General features: G+C 35.1%; 18 protein-coding genes and 1 riboswitch. Of the genes, 10 read left to right on the forward strand and 8 right to left on the reverse strand.

Annotation, left to right across the window (positions count from 1 at the left end):
- Positions 1 to 402 precede the first annotated feature (402 nt).
- Positions 403 to 1,308, forward strand: a complete 906-nt coding sequence (locus tag G611_RS0109205; RefSeq protein WP_028243373.1) for a ParB/RepB/Spo0J family partition protein — start codon at positions 403 to 405, stop codon at positions 1,306 to 1,308.
- Between the two features lie 33 nt (positions 1,309 to 1,341).
- On the opposite strand, the gene G611_RS0109210 is transcribed toward G611_RS0109205, so the two are convergent.
- From G611_RS0109210 to G611_RS0109235, 6 genes are all read right to left on the reverse strand, one after another.
- A complete protein-coding gene (locus tag G611_RS0109210; protein WP_028243374.1) occupies positions 1,342 to 2,262 on the reverse strand; it encodes a ParB/RepB/Spo0J family partition protein in 921 nt (306 codons plus the stop codon).
- A gap of 10 nt (positions 2,263 to 2,272) precedes the next feature.
- Complete coding sequence (locus G611_RS0109215) at positions 2,273 to 3,043, reverse strand: ParA family protein (RefSeq protein WP_028243375.1); 771 nt, start codon at positions 3,041 to 3,043, stop codon at positions 2,273 to 2,275.
- A 74-nt stretch (positions 3,044 to 3,117) separates the two neighbouring features.
- A complete protein-coding gene (locus G611_RS0109220) occupies positions 3,118 to 3,774 on the reverse strand; it encodes a hypothetical protein (protein WP_028243376.1) in 657 nt (218 codons plus the stop codon).
- Positions 3,775 to 3,945: 171 nt separating this feature from the next.
- Positions 3,946 to 5,370 (reverse strand): replication initiation protein, encoded by a 1,425-nt coding sequence (locus tag G611_RS0109225; RefSeq protein ID WP_028243377.1) that lies wholly within the window; start codon positions 5,368 to 5,370, stop codon positions 3,946 to 3,948.
- A 1,103-nt stretch (positions 5,371 to 6,473) separates the two neighbouring features.
- The gene (locus G611_RS15390) at positions 6,474 to 7,547 is read right to left on the reverse strand and encodes a GGDEF domain-containing protein (protein ID WP_196801562.1); all 1,074 of its coding nucleotides are present in this window, start codon (positions 7,545 to 7,547) and stop codon (positions 6,474 to 6,476) included.
- Positions 7,548 to 7,703: 156 nt separating this feature from the next.
- Complete coding sequence (locus tag G611_RS0109235; protein WP_028243378.1) at positions 7,704 to 8,345, reverse strand: DUF4867 family protein; 642 nt, start codon at positions 8,343 to 8,345, stop codon at positions 7,704 to 7,706.
- A 512-nt stretch (positions 8,346 to 8,857) separates the two neighbouring features.
- Between G611_RS0109235 and G611_RS0109240 the strand changes: the two genes are divergently transcribed.
- Entirely contained in the window at positions 8,858 to 9,361 is a 504-nt protein-coding gene (locus tag G611_RS0109240) for a hypothetical protein (protein WP_028243379.1), read from the forward strand.
- Between the two features lie 38 nt (positions 9,362 to 9,399).
- On the opposite strand, the gene G611_RS0109245 is transcribed toward G611_RS0109240, so the two are convergent.
- Entirely contained in the window at positions 9,400 to 10,893 is a 1,494-nt protein-coding gene (locus G611_RS0109245) for an alanine/glycine:cation symporter family protein (RefSeq protein WP_028243380.1), read from the reverse strand.
- A 135-nt stretch (positions 10,894 to 11,028) separates the two neighbouring features.
- A riboswitch (TPP riboswitch) is annotated at positions 11,029 to 11,134 on the forward strand.
- Between the two features lie 83 nt (positions 11,135 to 11,217).
- Here G611_RS0109245 and thiS point away from each other — a divergent pair.
- From thiS to thiH, 4 genes are read left to right on the forward strand one after another with little or no spacing between them, the layout of a single operon-like run.
- Positions 11,218 to 11,412: a sulfur carrier protein ThiS gene (gene thiS, locus G611_RS0109250; protein ID WP_028243381.1), complete on the forward strand. Its 195-nt coding sequence runs from the start codon at positions 11,218 to 11,220 to the stop codon at positions 11,410 to 11,412.
- Positions 11,413 to 11,417: 5 nt separating this feature from the next.
- Positions 11,418 to 12,050 carry a thiamine biosynthesis protein ThiF gene (thiF, locus tag G611_RS0109255; protein WP_036948923.1) on the forward strand — a complete coding sequence of 211 codons (633 nt, stop codon included), beginning with the start codon at positions 11,418 to 11,420 and terminating at the stop codon, positions 12,048 to 12,050.
- A gap of 25 nt (positions 12,051 to 12,075) precedes the next feature.
- The gene (locus tag G611_RS0109260; protein ID WP_028243383.1) at positions 12,076 to 12,843 is read left to right on the forward strand and encodes a thiazole synthase; all 768 of its coding nucleotides are present in this window, start codon (positions 12,076 to 12,078) and stop codon (positions 12,841 to 12,843) included.
- 9 nt (positions 12,844 to 12,852) lie between these two features.
- Positions 12,853 to 14,109: a 2-iminoacetate synthase ThiH gene (thiH, locus tag G611_RS0109265; RefSeq protein ID WP_028243384.1), complete on the forward strand. Its 1,257-nt coding sequence runs from the start codon at positions 12,853 to 12,855 to the stop codon at positions 14,107 to 14,109.
- A gap of 20 nt (positions 14,110 to 14,129) precedes the next feature.
- Here thiH and G611_RS0109270 read toward each other — a convergent pair whose 3' ends face one another.
- Positions 14,130 to 14,456 carry a hypothetical protein gene (locus G611_RS0109270; RefSeq protein ID WP_028243385.1) on the reverse strand — a complete coding sequence of 109 codons (327 nt, stop codon included), beginning with the start codon at positions 14,454 to 14,456 and terminating at the stop codon, positions 14,130 to 14,132.
- Between the two features lie 623 nt (positions 14,457 to 15,079).
- Here G611_RS0109270 and G611_RS0109285 point away from each other — a divergent pair.
- The 4 genes from G611_RS0109285 to G611_RS15875 all read left to right on the forward strand — a co-directional run bounded on the left by G611_RS0109285 (position 15,080) and on the right by G611_RS15875 (position 22,599).
- Positions 15,080 to 15,535, forward strand: a complete 456-nt coding sequence (locus G611_RS0109285; RefSeq protein ID WP_028243387.1) for a C-GCAxxG-C-C family protein — start codon at positions 15,080 to 15,082, stop codon at positions 15,533 to 15,535.
- Between the two features lie 141 nt (positions 15,536 to 15,676).
- Entirely contained in the window at positions 15,677 to 19,303 is a 3,627-nt protein-coding gene (locus tag G611_RS0109290) for a SpaA isopeptide-forming pilin-related protein (protein WP_028243388.1), read from the forward strand.
- Between the two features lie 159 nt (positions 19,304 to 19,462).
- Positions 19,463 to 21,682, forward strand: coding sequence for a SpaA isopeptide-forming pilin-related protein (locus tag G611_RS0109295; protein WP_196801563.1), 2,220 nt, complete (start codon positions 19,463 to 19,465; stop codon positions 21,680 to 21,682).
- A gap of 188 nt (positions 21,683 to 21,870) precedes the next feature.
- On the forward strand, positions 21,871 to 22,599 hold the full coding sequence (locus tag G611_RS15875) for a hypothetical protein (protein ID WP_051195191.1): 729 nt from the start codon (positions 21,871 to 21,873) through the stop codon (positions 22,597 to 22,599).
- The last annotated feature ends 1 nt before the right edge of the window (position 22,600 follow it).

Below are 22,600 nucleotides of genomic sequence, written 5' to 3' on the forward strand. Positions count from 1 at the left end.
TAAATGAATTTCAAGGATACATGTTTTAAAAACTTGTATTAATTCAAGGTTTGTTTCACTGTTCAGTTATCAATCTTCGTTTGTTTGTTTTGCTCTGTGTGACTTGCTGTCCCTCAGTGCTCGATTATAATATCACCTATATTTCCAGTTGTAAACCCCTTTTTTACTATTTTCTCAAAGTAAATCTATTCGCGTGAATACGCCTATTTGTGTGAATTGTGCTAATTATTTAAACAACTCATTTTTAGTTACTTTTCCTAAATATATAAATAAGAAGAAACGCATTCTTGATGTGCAAAACTATCTTTATTCATATTTTTGATGTTTATAAAAGGTCAATGGGTGACCTTGGATTTAAAATATGATATAGTATGAATTACAAACTAAAAGGGGAATAAAATTATGGATAATACAAAGATAATAAATATACCAGTTAAATATATAACCAAAAATCCTGATAACGAATCTATATTCAATATGAATGGAATTGAAGCTCTTGCGAATAATATTAAAGAGGTTGGCTTCATCGGTTCTATTGATGTTATTGAAAATCATGAAACTAATACATATGAAATAATATCTGGACACAGACGTTTCGCTGCTGCTGTAATGGCAGGCTTGGATGAAATTCCCGTTCATATTGAAACTGTAACAAGTGATATTGATAAAGCTAAAAAATTAATACGCTTAAATGTTAACAACCGTGAATTAAATCCATTAGATAAAGCCAGAGCTATTGATTATTATATAGATCATGTTCTGAAACCTGAGCAATTTAAGGGAAATACTCAGGATAAAATTGCTGAAGTGTTCGGTATTAGTGTAACTCAGGTAAAATACTTAAGACGTATATTAAAGTATCCAGATAAAATTCAACATTGGATTGGTGAAGGTAAACTTTCATATGTTGGTATTTCAGAATTATCTAGTTTAGATGAGATTTTACAACAAGAGGCTGTTTCTATTATAGAGGAGTCATTAAAAAATAATGGCAATGAACCTCTTACAAAAGCTGAAACACAAGCTTGCATTAAACATATAAAGCAAGCTAAAGAATTGGAAAATCAGTTAGATAATGAAATACAAAATTCCAATAAAACAATAGATGAAATGAATGAGGCGGATAAGCTTGAATCGAACGCATGTTCTGCCGAAAATAAAAAACTTTCTTCTTTTCGCAATAAAACGGCACAAGGTTTTGAGATTCTTAATAATGCCTTTGATAATATTCCAGATGATGTTTCATTTCATGAAAAATCTGAAATTCTTGAGCAACTTGGTGCCCTATTAGACAAATTAAAAGTATAATAAAAGAGAGGGTTTAAAAAGCCCTCTCTTATTTTATTCTCCACAAGCTTCTATTATCTTATCTAAGAAAATCTTTAATTCTTCAGCCTGTTCCTTTATTTCTTTTTTATCTTTTCTTTTGATTTTGATTTCATCGCTGTATGCTATAGATACAATTTTCTTGAATTTCTTGGAAAGCTTTTCAGGTTTATCACTATCAGTTATTGTTTCGTCTTTATCTTCTTTTTCAACCTTTGGTTGTAAGTTAGCTATAAGCTCATCTATTTGCTTGTTACTAACGTGACCTTCTTCTTCAAGTATCTCTAAAACATCCTTGCAAAAATCATCTATTTTATCAAGCGCTATTAAAGAGTAGTTATCAATCAATGAATACCAAGCTATCTCATCATAGGCACACAGTTCCTGGAGCTCTTTTGGTAAAGTTAATATCTTCTTATATCTGTATAGCATGGTTTTTTTATATCCAAACTGTTTTGCAAGTTCCTGGTCCATACTTCCCTTAAAGCCTTCTCTTCTAAGGATGCTTTCGTACTCGCTAATATTACGAGCGATATATAAAGGAGCTTCTCTTCTTTGTGTGTTTAAATAAATAAGATTCTTTTTGATCTGGTCTTCATTATTAGGAAGTGCCATTATTTGGCAAGTTACTTTTTTCTTTCCTAAATCCTTTAATGCTTTAACTCTGGTATGGCCAGATGCAATCAGATATCTACCATCTTCCTTTTTATATACAATAGGAGGTGCTGTTAATTTTGATTCATCAATTGTGTTTTTAATTCGCTCTAAATCGTGGTATCCAAATAAAAATTCATTGTTTTCATCAAAATCAAGTAACTCTAACGCTATATCAGCAACTATCTCTGATGTATTAGGTGTGTCAGTTTCTCTAGATGTTAAATCTCTAAGAGACATTGTCTCTTGCTTTTTAGCAAATCTGTTTACTCTTTCAGCCATTTTTTCCTCCTTAACCTATTATTTCCTTTATAATAAAATCTGCAATCTTAGAGTATTCAAGAGAAGAAATGTGACCTGGCTTTCTTTTTGAAACAGGTACGCCATCAACTTCGCCCTTTGAAACCTCTACTGATAAAGGAATTTCTCCAAGAACATCGTACTCGTCTCGTAAAACTTCTGTTATATCCTTACAATCGTTATTTCTGGCAATCTTTGAAATGATGATTCCAAGAAATTTTGTTGGGTACATGTATTTGTTTCTATAACGGTTAATAACCTTTGCGTAATATTCAATACCTCTCATAGCCTGATAACCTGGTTCTACGCAACCAATAATATAATCAGAAGCTGCAATATCGTTTACAGAAATGATTCCAAGTGATGGGAGGCAGTCGATACATACAAAATCGTACTCGTCTGCAACCTTATTTATCTCATTTTTAATTAATTTATCGTTTCCAGGACGAGAAACGAAGTCTAAATCTCCGTTTGCCATTGAAATATCAGTTGGGATGATAGCTAATGTTCCTTCTTCATTTAGAGGGATGATACAATCGTGTATATCCAATTTGCCATCTACATCGTATAGAAGAGCAGATAAGTTTTTTTCTTCATAATCTTCTGGCACAAGCCCTGCGATTATTGTAAGAGATGCCTGTGGGTCTGAATCTATCATTAAAACCCTGTGTCCCTTCATTGATAATTGAGTTGCAATGTTAAATGTGCTTGTTGTTTTTGCAACTCCACCTTTTTGATTTCCAAAAATGATAGTTTTTGCCATGATTCCTCCTATTTTCGTAGTTCACATTGTGAAATCATTGTTAATTTTTTAACAGAATGTTCATAATGTGAAAACTATTTCATGTGTTTTCTTAAATAGTCCGTATCTGATAAGAAAGAACTATTATCAATCGAGTGAGTTTGCTCAAAATCTCTTAATGAGAAAGTCTCTAGATTTATATTATCTAACAAATCGTCGATATCATCAAGAGGAAGTTTACCTAAATCTTCTTTATTATATTTTTCTATATTATTCTCATTTGGATTTTCATTTATATTTCCATTTGTTTTTTTATTGATTTTCTTTTTACTGTTTTCTTTTGAAGTATTAAATTTTTTCCAAAGACTATCAGTATAAACATTGTCTGGCAAGTACTTAACATTGTAGCATTCTAAAATCATCAACATAATATAAGGTGCACATTTACCAGAACCGTTACACCAATTTTCTATAGTTCGAATCGGAATACAAAAACGATGGGAGATGGAAGCTTTCTTTATTTTATTATCATCTAAAAAATCAGAAAAACAATAATGAGAATATTTATGTATATATCGAAGAGTATCATATATTAAATCTAAATCTAAAGCGTATTTGTATAGATCTATATACTCCTTTGATTTGATACTAGTAATAGAATTATAAAACGAAGAAAACTCTTCGTAGTCACAAGATACATTCCAGATTTTATGGAAAATTCTATCTGGGATAATGATATTATTTACCTTCATATTAGCCTTCCGTGAAACATTTTTATTTATTTGTTTAAAAGAAAAACACCACCATATTGGTGGTGTAATATATTATAATAATACAATTAAAATCCGATAAAATCAAGGGCTAACGCTAATAGAGATTTTGAAGTATTTATAAACAAGAACAGACAAATGTTTCACGGAAAATTAATTACCTAAAAGCCTCTTTTCAAGAATATCAATATCATCATCTCGCTGCTCAAAATTATTAAAACTATTGTTTTTAGCTTTCTTTGAAATGGTTTCATCAAGTGATGTGCCCTGCGCAATCATTTTGCAAATGTAACCAACACGATCTCTGATATTATCTAACGCATCAACCTCGGAACGTTTTTTGAATGCTGTAATGATTTCCATCATATAAACACTATCTTTTCCATTTCTTCGAGCTGCATCAGCAATTCGTTTAATCTCGTCTTCATTAAAATCAAGTTTTGAAAGAGCGATGATAGTTTTAATTTCATTAAATAGATCATCTTCAGCAACATCTTCTACTTTATAAGAAGTTGCTTCGATATATTTCTTGCTGGAAACTATGAATGAATAACCCTGAGTTACTCCATGTGCAAGGATAGGTTTATATTCGAAAGTGAAATCACATTCTGGAACAGCATTAATACTTTCGTAAGCTGGTTTAAGTACACGTCTTTCAATGTCAGCCTTTTTGTAAGACTGAGGAATAGAAAACTGATGCTTCAGCTCTTCCAAAGAAATGTTAAATATACCTGGTGTTGCATTAGGATATTCTCTGTAATTCTTTTTGTTTTCCAAATACCAATAAAGAGCAATTGTATATTTACCCTGAAGTTGAGTAGTAACTTCAAGAGCTCCATAAGCTCCATGAACTAATTGAGAACATAAAGCTAAATCTTTAAAGAAATCTGATGGGGCAAATTCAATATATGCAGTTTCACCCTTCTTACCTTTATGATATCTAAGAATATTGAACCATGGTACAATAATTTCATCTTCGCCATCAGGACCTAAGTCTTCAAATAGAAGATGACGATTTTTTAATTTTTCTGTACCAGATCTAAAAATAGCATATAAATACTTTTCGTCTGAATATTTTGAAAATTTAAAAAAATCTGAAGGTTCTATTCTATATGTACGGTCATCCGGAAAAGAAGACATGGTTCCAAGAATAGCATCAAAAACAATATTCTCATCAGTGGAAAACTCCATCTTACAATTCATGATAAGAGCATCAGTTCTATATGCAATACCAACACCACCTTTTTTAAGTGGATGTTTGTTATCCTGTAATGCAAGAAGCTTTAATAATGTAAGATGAGAATTATCATTGAAAGTTTCAACTAGATTATCTATAGAAATAGCTTCTTTAATATATTGTCTAATCTGTTCATCATCATCTGATAAAACAGATGCTCCACTTGGATCAACTATGTCAGTAATTTGTTCATCCTGATCAATAATCTTTCCTTGTGAGGTATAGGAAGTTTGGTGTGGAATCTGTCCTATGTTATGAGTTAAAGGTTCATCAATAAAATCACCTGTCACAGGATCAACCACTCTGTAGTTTCCATTTTTATCTTGTCGTTTAATCGCCATTATTTATTCCCCTATGTGACATGAATTTTTTATGTCATGTTTTATATTATAGTGATTTGTCATAAGAAATTCAAATTAAATATGACAAAATAGTATAAAGACATAGTTTTACAAGTGTGTTTTTTGTCATATCTAGGTCCTGATAAACATTTAGTGTGTTTTTTGTCATATGTAAATGAGTAAACATTGCCCTCAAATGCCTATAAATACAGGCTTCCCATAGATATAATTTTAGGTGTGAAATCTGTCATATATATGTAGTGTAAACAAGTCTTCTGGATAGTGGTGTGAAATTTGTCACCTTTACAGTATAAAAACAATATATAGGTGTGTTTTTTGTCATATATACTGCATACTAAATATGCCTGTAAAGCCCGTAAAATCAACGTTTTTCGCAGGTTAATCTACTAGTGTGAAATCTGTCATATCTAGCACTATATGTCAAGTTCCTATTTTGTCATTTCTGGTGTGATTTTTGTCATATATATAGTAAAACAGCGTAAAATCAACGTTTTTTAAAGATGATTTATATAACTTCCATAGGTGTAGAATCTGTCACATTAAAATTCCCCATTTTCTAGGCATAAAACTTAGGTGTGAAATCTGTCATATATATGTCATTGTGTGGAATTTGTCATATATGGTGTGGAATTTGACATAAATCCGATAAAATCAGCACTTATTAGCAATTACAATTTAGATATGACATTATATAAGCTAAACAGATATGTCAGGTGTATTATTTGTCATATGTGGTGTGGAATTTGACACATTTTCCCTTAAGCCTTGAAAAATAGGGATATTTTAAAGATATGCCAGAAAGCTAAATAATAAGATATGTCAAGAGAAGGAAATGTCATATGTGGTGTATTTTATGTCATATATCGGATTTTATTTGTCATTGATTGAATAGTTAAATGACACTTATAGTAGATAAAGTGTCATAAACTGGGGTGTAAACTGTCATAAGAAAAATCCTGAAAGCCTTGATTTTACTGGGCTTTTTTAGTAGATGCTATACATTCTATACATAATTATACTTACTATACTAATCTATCTAAACAGATAGAGCACAAAAAAACATAATAATTTGAAGATATATCTTATATGACAACTTGGTTCTTTCCATTTTGTTTACCATAATATAATTTAGTATCTGCTTCTTCCATCATTTGTTCTAGAGAATTAGATGGTGAATATAATGATATGCCAATTGTTACAGTTACAAAAACAGAAACATTGTTTTTATATATAATTGGATCTTTTGCTATATCATTTCTAATACGTTCAGCTGCAGCTTTTGATTTTTCAATATCTGTTTTTAATAGAACTAATATTTCTTCTCCACCCCATCTAAATACATAATCATCTTTTTTAACACCAGTAGAGATAGTATGAGCAACGTATTTTAAAACTTCATCACCGCACTCATGTCCATAGGTGTCATTTACATGTTTAAAATCATCTATATCAATCATCAGAAGACAGAATGTAGAATGATTCTTTATTGCATCATCCATGGCTTCGTTTATATAGAGATTCATTGCGCGACGGTTTAATAGATGAGTAAGAGTGTCATAATTAATATGCTTTTCCAATTCCTCTACGAGATATTTTCCACCGAAATAGGTAATGAAAAGAAGAGTAGCAGTGGATAAACCAATACAAAACAGTCGTAATATGAATGTTGGCCAAAACAGTGGATCATTTAATGAGAGAAAAAGATATTCACCATTAATGAACCAGGATATGACAGTTGAAATAATAAGTGCAAAGCTGATGATTGAGGTAAACTTAATATCGAAAAAAACAATTGTAAGAGCAATAAAAAAGAAGATATAAGCCCACCATTCTCTGTCTGCAATAAGATATGTAATGTAATTCCACTGGGCGAATACCAGAATTCCAACATATAGTTTGGACATTAGGATTCTGTGTGGTTTAATTAAGCCATTTTCATCATGGCTTGTTTTAAGAAGATAGATAGCAAAGCAAAGATAGAAGAGGTTTATAAAATCGTATATTACTAAAGGAATGACAGGGACCAAAGGCCACCATCCTGCCAGCTTAAAAAACGTAAATACGAAGGCAGATGTAGTGGCACCAGTTAAAGGTAAAATAATAATGATTTTATAAGCTCTATTAATGTATGCATCAATGGCAGAAATCTCGTACATGTCCATAAAAAACTCCTAAACGTATAGGTTGAAAGAATGCGATACTAATATGATTATATAATGAAGAAATGTAGATATTTTTAATAAAGTGTGAAATAAATATACCCTCATTTACCTAGAATTAGGCAGATGAGGGCATTTAGAAACAAAATTTTATTAGATTAAAGATGCTATGTCGATATTTTCTCCAGTAATACCAATCCAAGCACCATCCTTAGCCTCCTGTGCGTCAGCATGTGCAAGGAGCCATTTGTTTGTAGCTGTTAAAAGCTTATCTTCTTGGTTACAAGCTGTATATTCAGGTTTTCCTACGTTTGTTCCCTGAGGTAGACCTACTAAAACCTGGAAACCAGAATCCTTGTGAGCCTGACATGGTGCATAGTGAAGAGCTGTTGCATATACTTCAACCATAACTCCCTTAGGAACGAGAAATGCCTTAACTTTGTTAGAATCGATTTTATAATCTTCAATTTCTTCTCTTTTTGCAAGAAGAAGAATAAAGTCTGTTGCACCAACATTGATTTCGCTAGAACGATGATATTCTAAGCAATTAAGCTTTGTATTATGACCGTTGCACCATCCAAACTGCATAGGTGAACCACCAAAAAGAGTATTTGAGATGACGCTAGCAGCAGGAAGTTCTTGAAGAACTTTTTCTTCAGCAACATAGTCTGTTCCATCAGGAATTGGTGTGCCATTTGCAAGGGCCTCTACGATTTGAGCCTTCTCTGTTTCATAGCCCTCGATTATACGGCCATAGTTTGTAAACTCTGGATCATTAACATTTAAGATTTTCATAAATATCCTCCTAATACAAGATTGTCATTTTATATGAAAATAATATATTGAAAAGAGGATTTTGTCGTATAAATAATTAAGCTATTAGTAGTCAAAAATTGAGATTTATAGTAATGGCTCTAATTCAGATTATATGCTTATTGTATAGAAAATAACATAGTCAACAATGGCGTATGAATGTAGATGACAGATAATTGCAGTAACCGTATAGAAAGAAGAAAAACCATGAAAGAAATGATGCATGAAAACCGTCAGATTATTGATAAATAGGGTCACCCGTTGACCTTGGAAGACCCAGAAAAATATGTAGAAAAAAATAAAATATAGGAGTAAAGCAATGGGACAATACTTTAGTACACGGCTTATATAAAAAACACATTTTTTTCAAATTCTTTTGATTGATTTAGTCGATGTAGAAACATATAATTAGATTTACACCAAGGGAGATACATAGCAGTTAGGTGCTGCTTGTGTCTCCCTGTTTGTATTTAGCTGGCAAAGGAGGGATTATTATGAGTAGTGCTATTAAAAGAAGTGGTTCTGTTGTTTTTAGTTTTATTCTTGCACTGATTCTGTTAGTATCCGGTGGTGTTTCATCTGTCCGGGCTGCTGAAGCTAAAACCATTAGCTTACCTGTCAGTTATGCTAATAAGATTTCAGATGTACCTGCTGGCTTAGGTGAGAATGTGTTAAACACAGTAGATGTTGTGGCAACACTTTCTACAGAAAAAATACAAAAGGGTACTGTAATTACATTAAGTGGGATACCAAATGATTCCATCAATTTTCAGGAAGATGATAAATATACTGTAGTTATATCCGAAGGTGATAATTCTTCAACAACCTACGGTGGTTGGTATAAAGGAGAAAGCTATCAGGATGGTATGATTTCCTATGTAGTCAAAACAGATGTAAAGGAGATTACAATATCCTTTGGAAATTGGGAAACAAAATATAATAGCGGGCAAGATGCTTGCTATTTGATTGGAAATGATGGAAGTGTAAATACTAAATAAAAAATAAACGCGGCAACATTAAAGGTTGCCGCGTATTTTTATGCTTTGATTTCTTCTTCGTGCTTTCGTTGGATATCTTCTAGTGCTGAAAGCATTGGTCTAACATCTTTATTAAGGAGGATTCTATCAATATAATTCTTAGTTATTTTAACAACTGTACCGCTGAGAGTTAAAACACCAATAAGGTTAGGGATTGCCATCATACCGTTAAGAGTATCAGAAATGTCCCATGCCAGAGATAAATCCATGGTGGCGCCTATAACTATGAACAGCACAAAGATGATTTGATAGAATTTGATATTCTTTCTACCAAATAGGTATTCAAAGGCCTTACTTCCATATTGGCTCCAACCAAGTGTGGTGGAGAAAGCAAATAGAAGAATGGAGATTGCGATAAAGCCAGAACCGAATTTACCAAAAACAGTTGAAAAGGCTTCTGCAACAAGTGCGGTAGAAACCTGAGAGGAAAGAACGACTCCTGTATCTAAATCAACTAATCCACTGGAAAGAACAGCGAAGGCGGTGATCGTGCACACTACGATAGTATCTGCAAACACTTCGAAGATTCCCCACATACCTTGAACTACTGGCTCTCTAACATTTGAACTAGAATGAACCATAACAGAAGAACCAAGACCGGCTTCGTTTGAGAATACACCTCGCTTCATTCCCCATTGAACAGCCATTGAAATACCGCTACCTACAATTCCACCACCTACAGCTTTCATGCCAAAGGCACCCTTGAAAATGGATACAAAAACTGCGCCGAACTGGTTGATATGGAAAAGGCAAACGATGATTGCGCAAATAAGATAAATGATAGCCATGAAAGGAACCAGCTTTTCTGTGACAGCTGCAATTCTTTTTAGTCCACCAACAATAACAAGCGCTCCAAAAATCATCAGACAGATACCAGTTATAATAGAAGGAACACCGAAAGCAGAGTTCATATTTACTGCTATGGAATTGACCTGTCCCATGTTTCCAATACCGAAGGAAGCGCAAATGCAAAATATGCTAAAAAGTATGGCAAGGAAAGAACCTAGATGACGGCAACCCTTTTTAGAGCCAAGTCCATCTCGAAGATAATACATGGCACCGCCACACCATTCGTTCTTTTCATTTCTTCTTCTGTAGTAGATACCAAGTACATTTTCAGAAAAGTTTGTCATCATACCAAAGAATGCTACAATCCACATCCAAAAGATGGCTCCTGGTCCACCTGAGGCAATGGCTGCAGCAACACCTGCAATATTTCCAGTACCGATTGTGGCAGCAAGAGCAGTGCAAAGACTTTGGAATTGCGAAATTTGAGTATCTTCCTTTTGAGTATGGGCTGTGACTTTAGAGTCTTTAAAAATACCGCCAATGGTATTTGAAATCCAATGCTTGAAATGAGAAATCTGGAAAAACTTGGTAAGACAAGTCATTAAGATTCCAGTGCCCACCAAAAGAACAAGCATGGGAAGTCCCCAAACAAAACCGTTGATTGCGTTATTAATAAGTTCGACTTTTGATAAGAAGTTATCCATGGCTCCTCCCTAAATGTTTGTTAAATTAAAATATTATTAATGGAAGAATATCATAATACTTTAGCAGTGTAAAGTGTTAAATAATAAAAACCACTTGCATTATTTTGTCCATTGTAGCAATATAGTGTGTGGTAAAACTTAATAGACGGGAGCTTGTATACAGGCTGAGAGGAAGGTGTGACCTTCGACCGATACCTGATTTGGATAATGCCAACGTAGGGAACACGTTAGATATTTGCGGAAGCTATTTGAGTAATCAGGTAGCTTCCTTTTTTGTTATCTGGAGGGTACTTAAGTTTAAAAGCAACTGAAAGGAGAATAGTGATGGTATTAATCAATGGAAAAAAGGAACAAGCCGCTGGTAAAACTATTGCTGGGATTGTTGAGGAATACAATTACGACATTAAGACGATTGCAGTTGAGTTAAATGAAGAAATTGTATCCAAGTGTGATTACAGCAAAACCATTCTAAAAGAAGATGATGTGGTAGAGGTTGTTAGCTTTGTTGGTGGAGGCTGATTGAAATGGTTAGTAAGGAAGAGTTTTTTGAAGCACTGATAGCACGCCACGGAAAAGAGAATCAGGAAAAATTTTTGAATGCAACAGTAGCCATCTGTGGTTTAGGCGGGTTAGGCTCGAATATTGCAATATGTTTGGCGCGAGCAGGTGTAGGAAGGTTGATTCTAATCGATTTTGATAAGGTGGATGTTACTAATCTACATCGTCAACAGTACAGGTTTAACCAGGTTGGGATGAATAAGACTGATGCTTTGAAGGAAAACTTGTTGGAGATTAATCCATTTATAGGGATTGACTGTCATACAGTGAAGGTTGATGAAGCAAATCTTGCAAAATTGATTAAAGAAGCTGACATAGTTTGCGAGGCCTTTGATAAAGCGGAATGTAAGGCAATGCTTGTAAATTATGTGCTTGAAAACTGTAGGGATAAATACATATTATCTAGCTCTGGAATGGCTGGATTTGGCAGCGCAAATGAAATAAGGACAAAGAAGCTGGGTGAGAAGTTTTATCTATGTGGAGATGGAGTAAGTGATATAAATGATGGTATTGGTCTAATCGCAAGTAGAGTGATGGTATGTGCAGCCCATGAGGCACATATACTTTTAAGAATATTAATGGGTGAGGTAACACCTTAAATATAAGGAGAAAGGGATTCTAATAATGGAAAATGATAAGTTAGTTATTGGCAACAAAGAGTTTAATTCAAGATTTATCCTTGGTTCTGGAAAATATTCTATGAAGCTGATTGATGCAGCAATAAAGGATGCAGGTGCAGAAATTATTACACTTGCGGTTAGAAGAACAAATACAAAGGAAGAAGAGAATATATTAGATTACATCCCAAAGAATGTAACACTATTGCCAAATACAAGTGGAGCTAGAAATGCAAAAGAGGCAGTAAGAATCGCACGTCTTGCAAGAGAGTTAGGTTGTGGTGATTTCGTAAAGATTGAGATTATGAGAGATAGCAAATATCTGCTTCCAGACAATTACGAGACAATCAAAGCCACAGAGATTCTTGCAAAAGAAGGATTTGTGGTATTGCCATATATGTATCCAGATTTAAATGTAGCAAGAGAGCTTGTAAATGTAGGCGCTGCGGCAGTTATGCCACTGGCTTCTCCTATTGGTTCTAACAAGGGACTTGCTACAAAAGAGTTTATACAGATATTAATAGATGAAATAGAACTTCCTATTATAGTAGATGCAGGAATTGGTGCTCCATCCCAGGCGTGCGAGGCAATGGAGATGGGTGCCGCTGCTATTATGGCAAACACTGCACTTGCAACAGCTGGAGATTTGCCAATGATGGCATCAGCATTCAAGGCAGGAATTGAAGCAGGACGTAAGGCTTATTTAGCTGGACTTGGAAGAGTGCTTACAAGAGGGGCTTCAGCATCAGATCCACTTACAGGATTTTTACACTAGGAGGCAGACATGGAAAATCATTTTTTGATAGATTCAGATAAGCTGACACAGACAGCGTTGGAGAAAAAGCATAGGCTTGAGACAGATCCAAGCAGTAGAATCGACCATATGAAATATCTGCCTGGAATGGACGTAATTGAATCAGACGTGTGCGAGCATGTTATGAAGGAAATGAAGTCATATGATTACAGTAAGTACACTGCGACAGATGTTAGAAGAGCTTTAGCAAAGGATAAATGTGATATAGAGGATTTTAAAGCCCTACTTTCACCTGCAGCTGAACCATTTTTGGAGCAAATGGCAAGAAAGGCAAAGCTTGAAACCAGCAAGCACTTTGGAAATACAGTATATCTATTTACTCCATTATATATTGCAAACTATTGCGAAAACTATTGTGTCTACTGTGGTTTCAATTGCTATAACAAGATAAATCGATTAAAGCTTTCTTTAGAACAGATAGAGCATGAGATGAAGGTTATTTCTGACAGCGGAATGGAAGAAATCCTGATTCTTACCGGTGAAAGTCCTACAAAGTCAGATGTTGAGTACATCGGTGAAGCCTGCAAAATCGCAAGAAAATATTTTAGGATGGTTGGAATCGAGATTTATCCTGTAAATGTAAAGGACTATAAATATCTGCATGAATGTGGTGTGGATTATGTCACAGTGTTCCAGGAAACCTACGATACAGATAAATATGAAACACTACACCTGATGGGAAACAAGAGAATATGGCCTTATAGATTTGATGCACAGGAAAGAGCATTAATGGGAGGCATGCGAGGGGTAGCATTTTCTGCATTGTTAGGATTATCTGATTTTAGAAAGGATGCATTGGCTAGTGCATTACATGTATATTATCTCCAGAGAAAGTATCCATATGCAGAGATGTCACTTTCATGTCCTAGATTAAGACCTATTATTAATAATGAAACAATTAATCCATTAGATGTTGGCGAAAAGCAGTTATGCCAAATCCTATGTGCCTACAGAATATTCCTTCCATTTGTAGGAATTACTGTTTCTTCAAGGGAAAGCGCCCAGTTTAGAAACGGTATTGTAAAGATTGCAGCAACTAAAGTGTCTGCAGGAGTATCAACAGGAATAGGAGACCATGAGGAGAAATATACAGGGAAAAATCAAGAAACTGAGGCTGGTGATGAGCAGTTTGAAATTTCAGACAGTAGAAGTCTTGCCTGCATGTACGATGATATCAAGCAAGAAGGCTTGCAGCCAGTACTGAATGATTATATATATGTTTCCTAAAAGCCAAGAAGAATGCCTTTTTACAGGCATTCTTCTATTTTCATGTTTCGGTCGTCAATGTAGACGTCGCAGGTAATCTTTCTACTATTATTACCATACAACGCAACTACTTCAGGTAGGTTGTCATTAATTGCGTCAAAGGTAAGCCCTTGCTGTTCGCACCAGGCTGTAGCATCAGCTAAAGCTTTACCAGCACGGCAGGTCCATAGGATAATTCTGTTGCCCAGTGACTGTTGACGCTTTAAATAATGAATCAAAGGAAGATTAGGTTCTCCAAGGCCGGGCCAATCACTGTAACATAATGTGTTGTCGAAATCTACAGCAATGATTTTAGATGAAAGTTCCATAGGCATTATCTCCAATAAAATTAATTCTAAGCAGCGATGTAATCTAAATATTCATCCTCTGTTGCGAATAGTTCATATTCGCCATCTACATACCCCATATAACCACAATCAATAATGTATCCCTTCATATTAATACCTCCGTTCGCCTGGTTCATTTATTAACTGAGATAATAGTAAGACTTAAGAATGTCCATAAATACACCCTACGCGTAAAGGGCAGCAAAAGAAAATATATAATTTAAAGGATAATCAGTTGAATTGCCTGAAAGATTTTTTAGAAATGATTGGTTCTTAAAGGAACTAACTGTTAAGAAATTAACAATCCGTTGCAGAATAAAATCCTTAAAAAGGATTTCTCATAAAAAATTCTATTAAAGAAAAGCTCACAGATATTACAATGATACCAAGTAGAAAAAACATAGCCTCTGATATGCAGTGACTTCTTTCTGTTTTCTTTGCTTCGGTATCGTAATTGAAGCGAAATCTAATTCCTTCTATAGTATTAATTTCAATGTTTCTATAATTATTATTCATGGTATTCCCCTTTCATTAAGTATAGATATATAATAAAGGATGATTTGTCACAGAAGTATCACACTAAATATTTATTAGGAGAATTAACAATGACAAGAAGAGAAATTGCAATGGAAAATTTCAAGAAGGGTTACAATTGTTCTCAATCAATTGTACTAGCCTTTGAAGATATATTACCTATGGATGGCGCTACACTATCCAAGATGGCATCATCCTTTGGTGGTGGAATGGGAAGACTGCGTGAGGTATGTGGCTCTGTTACAGGTATGTTTATGGTGGCAGGTCTTTTATATGGATATGATGGACCAGAAACTGGTGAGATAAAGGCAGAGCATTATGCAAGAATCCAGGAGCTAGCACATAGATTTGAAGAAAAGCATGGCACTATCATCTGTAGAGAAATGTTAGGCTTAGAGGTTAAGCATGACATTCCAGTTCCAGAAGCTAGAACAGAGCAATATTATAAGAAGCGTCCTTGTCCAGAAATAATAGGGGATGCCGCAGAAATACTGGAAAAATATATAGAAGAAAATAAGCCTTTATAAAAAATCAGCATAAAAATAAAAAAATTTCCAAAGTGTAACTAGTTTGTAACAGGTCGAATTATAGAATGGCATTACAGAATCCAAAGTGGGTTAATACATTTACGTGTTTAATACTAGAGAGAAGTGATTGGAGGTTTTTTTATGGCAAGAGGAAAATCATTTAAACAGAGATTTTTATCATTATTGGTAATAATCTTGATGGTGGTTGCTATTGTTGCACCATCAGTACCAACTTATGCTGCTGTAAAAGACAAGATTGATGTAGGTCAACCTTCTTATGACGCGGTTTCTGGAACGATGACCTATAGTAACTGTCTAGGTACAGGTGCTAATCTTTACAAAAGTATTGTTATTAACTTTACTTCTGTAAGAACTAATGGTGAGAAGGCAGTACTACCTAGTAATATGAATGGTTTCACCTATGAGACTAAGCTTAGTACAGATGGTACTTATGTTATCAATATCCCAGAAGGTAAGAACCTGGTTGATATTGCAGCCTATATTAGAAAAATTAAATTCTTAAATTGCCAAAACTCTTCTCAGAAAATTAACTTCTCTATTGGTAGAGATATAGTTAGATACATGACCTTCTATTCAGAAGATACAGGCCATTATTATCAGTTTATCAAGTTTGATCATCAGCTTGGTGGCGCAGCAGGAATCTCAGATCCTACTGGAAAGTCATGGAGATATGGTACTTGGGAATATGCATACTACACAGCACTTGATATGCAGTATGAAGGCTTGCAGGGTTATCTTGTAACTGTATCTAGTATACAGGAAGATTTCTTCATTTATCAGACATCTAACGAAATCGGTTGGATGGGTGGTACCAGAATGAATCATGGTGCATCTGATACAAAGAATGGTATTCCTTATTACAAGACATTTACAGAGCCAAGCAGTCAAACAGATAATGCTATTGGTTATTGGTATTGGTCATGTGGTCCTGATGTCAATGTTAATGGTGGTAAGTTCCTAAATGCTGTTAAGGGTACAGACGCCCTTATGAGAACAGCCGACAGCAATGGAATGTATAACAACTGGAATAGTGGTGAGCCAAACAACGCTAATATAGAGTTTGCTATGACAACACTTAAGATTGGTACAGGTTGGTCTACCGGTGCCAGAAGTGGAAAGATTACTTCTTCATCACCATATTATAAGGCATCCGGTTATTCATGGAATGATATTAACTCTACTAACATGGCTCAATATGGTTCTTCAAAGGTTACAGATTATACATCTACAGGCTTCTTTGTAGAGTATGGTGATGCTGTACAAGGATTAACAGAAGAAGGCCAGAAGGAAAAGACTAACTTTGAATTTAAGACAACAACTCAGCCTCTAAGTCACATTTGGAATTTCTATGCACCAGCAGGTTCAGATACTGTTAAGATGTATTGTTCAGCTGCTGAACCAAAGTGTTCTTATTTTGCAGTTAATGATTCAACACTTGGTTTAACAATTGATATGCAGATTAAGACCTCTGATGTTGCATATGATGGAAAAACATATAATAGCACAACATTAGTAGGAGATAACGCTATTAAATCAGCGGCAGGTTCTGCTAATACGACAATATCTGATATTAAGTATTACAAGGTTGATGGAGCTGGAATTACATCTGGAGGACAGGTATTAACAGCCCCACCAAAGGAAATTGGTTACTATTATGCAGAAGTAGTTGCAACTGTAAAGAATACAAATCTTGCATCAAATACCATAACAGCAAAGGCTGTTTCACCATTTAAGATTTATGACCCTGATGCAGATTATGCAGTAGATAGTCTAAATAACAAGCAGTATACCAAGGAGGAGGTTCCTTATCAGCGTAAGGTAACAGAAACAACAGCATATACAGATTTACAGGTTGTTCTTGCAACATCATCAGATCAGCTTTCAATGTACAAGATTGCTGATATGACTTGGAATGATGAGCAGAAGACATTAAACAAGGTTGCATGGGTGCCAGCAGTTCAGGATTGGATTAATAATTCAAACTACTCTAAGTCAGCAGCTTCACCATATGACCTTGCAAATGGAAAAGCATCTTCAAGTACTATTTCTGCATTCTATAAAGATTTGATTCAGAACAAGGGTGGTATAATCATTGATTCTGAAGGAAATGCAAGAAATGAATTAACAGATTTGATTGCAAATCCTGACGGACAGTTTACATCAATGAGTGATGTATATGTTGATGCAGAAGGCACTGAGGTAAATGCAAGTACTCCTGGCGCAACAAAATATGCAGTTAAATTTGATAATATTAATTATGGTATTTATGCAATACCAGCAAGAGCAGGTTCAAGTAGCTATGCGGTTACAGTAGCAGCTGTATATCCACAGCAGTCAGGCCCACAGGGTAACTACTATGTACAGGATTTATTCACTGTATATATCAAGGAAGTTGAACCTACTATTGAAAAGTTCATCAATGATGAAAAGGAAGATATTGCAGAAATTAATAACACAGCTGATCCTATAGAGTTTAAGATTGACTTCCAGCTTCCTGAATACAAGGATAGACTTACATCTGGTACAGGTAGCGGATATCAGTTATACTTCGAGGATGTTATGGCACCAGGCTTCACATTATTAGAAGGCGGTGACTTAGATCTTAAGCTTTACTACTTGTATGAAAACGAAGGCGTAATGGAACAGCAGCTTATTACACAGAATGGTATTCCAACAAGTAGCCCATATAAATTTACAACTTCTAGCGCAGGTGGCGCTGTAGGACTTACAAGTGATAAGGCAGGCGATCAGCTTGACTATGTAAATATCATTACAAAGAATAGTGATTTAGTAGGAAACTACTATCTCCAGAGAAACGATGTACGTATCTTTAATGATTTCATAGTTGAAAATCAGGCTGATGGTTCACTTAAGATTAGAATTGATTTTGATGAGCCAGCAGTTAGAGCTTGGAAGTATGATTTAGCAAAGAATGAGCACAGAGAAGCATTAGGCTTCAGACTTGTTTACTATGCTTACCTTGATAAGGATGCTAAGATTAATTCTAATGAAAATAGTAATACAGCTTACGTATACTATGAAAAGGATTCATCTGGCGGCTCTATGACAGAAATGCATGATACTGTTTATGCTTACACATATGGTTTGAATATCATCAAGATTGATGGTAGTGCAACAGAGAGAAGCTACCTTGCAGGTGCACAGTTCAAGCTTTATAAAGAGTTAACAGATACTCTTACTGAAGAGCAGAAGACAGAATACGAAGCTAACCATGAAGATTATTATGTACTTCCAGGTGAGTCAGGTGGAGAATCAAGATACTTCAAGAAGGTTGTAATCGACAATGGAGTATTTACACAGGGTTCTACTGGTGAGTTTGATACACTTATTTCTGTAGGTAATGAAAAGGGTATCACAGCCCATGGTCTTGCAGATGGTAAGTATATCTTAGTAGAGACAAAGGCTCCTAATGGATACAACGAGTTAGCAGAAGATATTTACTTCGAAATCAATAGACTTACAGAGGATGAGGAACAGCTTAAGACAACAGATAAGTCATTAATCTGGTTCAGAGAGATTTCAGAAAATTATGATGAAAACGATCCTGAAACAGCTGTTATCAACCAGAATGCATGCATCTCAATTGATGTATACAACTACAGAGGTCTTACACTTCCAAGTACTGGTGGTATCGGTATCCTGTTATTCGTAATCATTGGTACAGTACTCATGGGTACAGTTATTATAATTGCGATAAACAGAAGAAGAATGGAAGAAAACTTCTAAACTTACAATCTACACCCGAAGGCATTAAGCCTTCGGGTGTTTTTTTATTTACAAAAAATTACAAAATTATATGTAACGACTTTGTAACATGACCTGGTCTAAAATGTAATCATCATAAAGGAAAATGTCAAAGTGCAAGAAGAAATGGAAGGTGGCATTATGAAAGGTTCAAAGGCAAATCTAACCCCAAAAAGACTTTTTAGTCTCATATTTGCAATTGTTTTTGGTATGTCACTTATGCCAATGCTTGCAATTGATTCGTTAGCAGCAGATTTTGAAGTGGATAGTCTTAATAACAGACAGAGCACTTCGGGCACAGCTGCAGCTACTAATATAAAGGTTGATAGTGAAAATGCTACAACATCACTTGTAGTTAAGGCTACATCTGTAGGTGAAAAGGTTACTATTTATAAGATTGCTTCAGTTAATTACGACACAGTCACAAAGAAATATTCTGATGCATATTGGGTGACCCAGGTATCAGATTGGCTAAAGGCTTATGACAATTATTCAACAGATGGAACAATAAAGACTGCCTATGCCTCTCCAAAGAACTTAGCATCTGCAAGCCAGTCTACATGGGCAGAGTTTTATAAGTATCTTCTTTATAACAGAGATTCAAGTGGGCCACTCAATGTAATTGAGTATGGTTCTTCTTCTAGTATCGAAAATGAAAATACAGTTTATGAAGGTAAGCTTACACCATACAAGGAGAGTGTAACAGTTACTGAAGAAGACGGCTTGGAGGTAACATTTTCAGATCTTGAGCTTGGAATCTATGCTGTAATGGTTACAGAGGATGCTAAAAGATATACTCCAGTAGTTAAGGATTTGACACCAAAGGTAAATGGGCCTGAAGGAAACTATTATGTTGATTCAGTTTATTTTGCAGAATTAAAATCTGCAGACGCAACAATTGATAAAACTATAAATAATAAACAGGCTGACGATGTAAGAATCGGCGAGGTAGTAGATTTTGATGTAGATATTACATTACCTACTCTTTACAAAGATAGAGTAACCTATACAAAGGCAATGGATCAGACATATTCAATGTATATTGAAGATTACATGAGTCCTGCATTTACAATTTACGATGCTAATAATGATGGCGAATCTAATGAATTGGATGTGAGCTTTACAACAACAGGCTCTAAGGAAGACTCTGTACGTGAGGACTGGCCAACAAATCCATTTGATTATTATGAAATAGCAGATGAAACTTACGATAAATCAGGCCTAACAGAAGGAGAAGATTATTATGAACTTAGTGATTCAAATATTAGCGATTATACTTATAATTGCACTACACTTGCTTCACTGGATGGTTATGAGGCAGGGCATAGGTATTATGCGATTAAACAATCAGCTCCAGTCTACACACTAGACGAGATAAAGGTAAAGGAAAATGCTGATGGTGTAGAATGTACATACATCAAGCTTAATCTTAATGTTGGTGTGTTAAAGCAGATGATGAAGGACGATGAAGAGGGCAGAACCTATGATACTGCAATAGTAACTCTTTCATATAAGGCAATTGTTACAGATAAGATTGAAGTAAATTCAGAAGCAAATTATAATACAGCAGCAATTGTGTATGAAGGCACATCTGGTATCGCAGATACAGTTCGAGCTTATACATATGGAATGCAGCTAATCAAATTAGATGGTGATAGCAACGAAGCTTTGGCAGGCGCACAGTTTAACCTCTATAAAGAAGTGAACACCTATCTTAAGGTTGAAAATGAATTTGTTTGGCAGGCAGATATGAATGGCAGCCAGTCAGATACTCTTGGTCTTACTTTAGCAGAAATACAAGAAGATATTAACGCAAAAGGTGTAGAAAGTGATTACTATATCTACGAGCAAACCATGGAGGAAGAAGGTACTACACCAAGTGGTGTTGAATATAAGAAGGATGATGTAATTGCAAGAGTATTTGTAAAATACAATGCAGGATACATTGATGAAAACACACCATTTAATGGTTCTCTTACATCAGTAGCAACAGAAAATGGTATATTGGTTAAGGGCTTGGACGATGGTAACTATGTACTGATGGAGACAAAGGCTCCTAGTGGATATAACTCACTGGCAGAGGATATTTTGTTTACAATCAGTAGAATAGATGATGAAACAGCACAGCTGGAATTCAATGGAAGCTTATGTGGATTCTTTGATGGCTACGGCTCAAACAAGCAGCTTATTGAAAATGGTATATCAGTGCTGAAGGTTCTTAACTACAAAGGACTGACATTACCTAGTACAGGTGGTAAGGGTATCCTGTTATTTACAATTATTGGTATCGTAATAATGTCATCATCATTAGTATTTATGATATTAAGACAGCGCCAGGTGGACCCTAAGTCATACATGTAAATAGAATTATTATTAGGTCTTCTCTACAAGAGGAGACCTTTTTATATGTGAAAAATTTACAAATATTTTGTTAAATACTGAAGATTTCACATTTGATAAACATTTTTACATACAATTAGTGTTAGAATTTAATAAACAAAGCTGTCAATATGTGATTTATAGTGATTTTAATTCAGGGGGTAATGGTGATGTACGACGATAGAAGAGATGACCGAAGAGACGACCGAAGAGACGACCGAAGGGATAGACGCGAAGACAGATATGATGATAGACGTGACGACAGACGTGACGATCGCAGAGATGATCGTAGAGACGACTATCGCAGAGACGACAGGCGAGATGATTATCGTAGGGATGACAGGTATGATGACAAGTATGACGACTACAAGAGTGATGACGAAATCAGAGATGAGGTTGAGCGCCTAAAAAGGGAAGTATATGCCTTAAGAGATGCGTTAGATAGTAGACGTCAGGAAAATTCAGACCTGAAGGCTATGATACGTCAGGCTGACAAGTCTAATCAGGAGCTGTTAGCAGCAATTACTGCAACACTTACTGATATGTCTAGTCGAATTGATGGAATGGATGAACAGGTTTCTGGTTCCATCAAAAAGATTGAGTCTACACTTAGAGATGATTTTGACGAGCTTAACATGCCAGTGGAGGCTAAGTGTGATGCCATTGAAGAAAGACTGAAAACTCTTCAAAACAATTTGGACTATGCAGAGCCAATGAAGGAGCAAATGGAGGCGGCTGCAGAAAGCATGCGTGAAACACTTGCTGAGAGATTTGGTTCTAAGACTATAGGGGATGTGCTACAGAAGTTAGCAACAATCAACACATTCTTGATTGCACATTCTATTGGAATAGTAGTGTTACTGGCACTTATGTGTTTCTTTATCGTTTCACTACTGTAAA

The organism is Pseudobutyrivibrio ruminis AD2017, from assembly GCF_000424305.1.
Classification (GTDB): Bacteria; Bacillota; Clostridia; order Lachnospirales; family Lachnospiraceae; genus Pseudobutyrivibrio; species Pseudobutyrivibrio ruminis_B.